Source organism: Oleiphilus sp. HI0132 (assembly GCF_001635845.1).
Genome location: NZ_LWGJ01001793.1, coordinates 1 through 1,218, shown reverse-complemented (window position 1 = coordinate 1,218; position 1,218 = coordinate 1). Strand labels below are relative to the sequence as shown.

Genomic DNA, 1,218 nt, shown 5'->3' with positions numbered 1-1,218 from the left:
CTTAGGCAGACATTCTGGAAAACTTTTTTCACTTGGCATTCGGCAAAGGCTTCGGAATGTGCAAGTTCTTGTGCCATGGATGCAGCGCCATTTCCAGAGCCGGGGAGGGTGGAATCCCATCCCAGTAACTGGTTTCTTCCTGAGCGCCAGTAATTCTCCCAGCTGTCATCTGGCGTGATATAGCCAAACTCAAAGTTGTTAGCGTTGATGTGATACTTTGCTTGTACGCGGCTGCCAGTGCTCGCATCGGTCATGCCTTCCTGGTTATAGACCATTTGGCCGTTTACACCCTCTGGGTCATTTTCAACATTGTAATCATAGTCGTAGTAAGCAAACGCTTGGGTTAGAGGGTCCATGCCGTTATGACAACCAACACAGCTGTTTAAGAAGATTCTGCTGTCGCCACCAGGGCTACGCGAAACATCTTGCCTGACGCGGTCAGGTGGTAAGGAGGTGTCGTTAAGTTGCTCCATATCGTTGCATAAGTGGTTTAACACGGTAAAACGGAACAGTGCACGATTGGTACCGTCTTTCATGAATGCATGAGCGGATGCGCGCGTGGTCATGATACCGGCAGCGGCAGCGCTAGGGATGTTGTATTGTTCCGACTGAGTGCTGGCAATCAGATACTCTTTTAGGCTGTGTCCGCCATCTTCCAGAGCTTCATAATGCGCGTTGCTACTGATGCTCGGGTTTGGTAGCCCAAGTGAAGAATTTCCGACATAGAGCACGTCGCTATATAGGACTGACCGAAAGTCTGCGTCATCGCGTACTAAACCAATTACGGTTGCCATATAGTCATTGAAGGGCACAAAGCTGGACATGGCTTCATTTGTCCAGGGGGCTGCAAGGTTTTTTAGCGTAACGTCATAGAAAGCAGTGTGTTCCATTGCCGTATAGGCCGCATTGCTAGCTTCGCCCGCCAAAATATCCGCCGCCATAGAGTCGAGTACACTTGCAGTAGGGGGCACACCCGCTATTCTGTCATGTATACGTTTAGCTTGCTCTCGTTCCCCGGCCGTTAGAGTCGAGCTCACGAATAGTGTAGAGAGAAGTATAAGTGACAGAAATTTCATGCGCTGGTGCATAAGCTTAATTTTTCCGATCAATGTTTTTGTATATGCTGGCGTCATAGCTGCTTGCCAGAAACCGTCGTGCTTTATTTGTTTCAGTAGCTTAGGTAATACAGGAAATACATTCATAGCTTGTTCCCTCTTT

1 protein-coding gene is annotated in these 1,218 nt (G+C 48.4%); it reads right to left on the bottom strand.

Annotation, left to right across the window (positions count from 1 at the left end; all coding sequences use genetic code 11):
* On the bottom strand, window positions 1-1,202 hold a 1,202-nt coding region (locus tag A3766_RS27240; protein ID WP_156509188.1), incomplete at its 3' end, for a hypothetical protein.
* Between the last annotated feature and the right edge of the window lie 16 nt (window positions 1,203-1,218).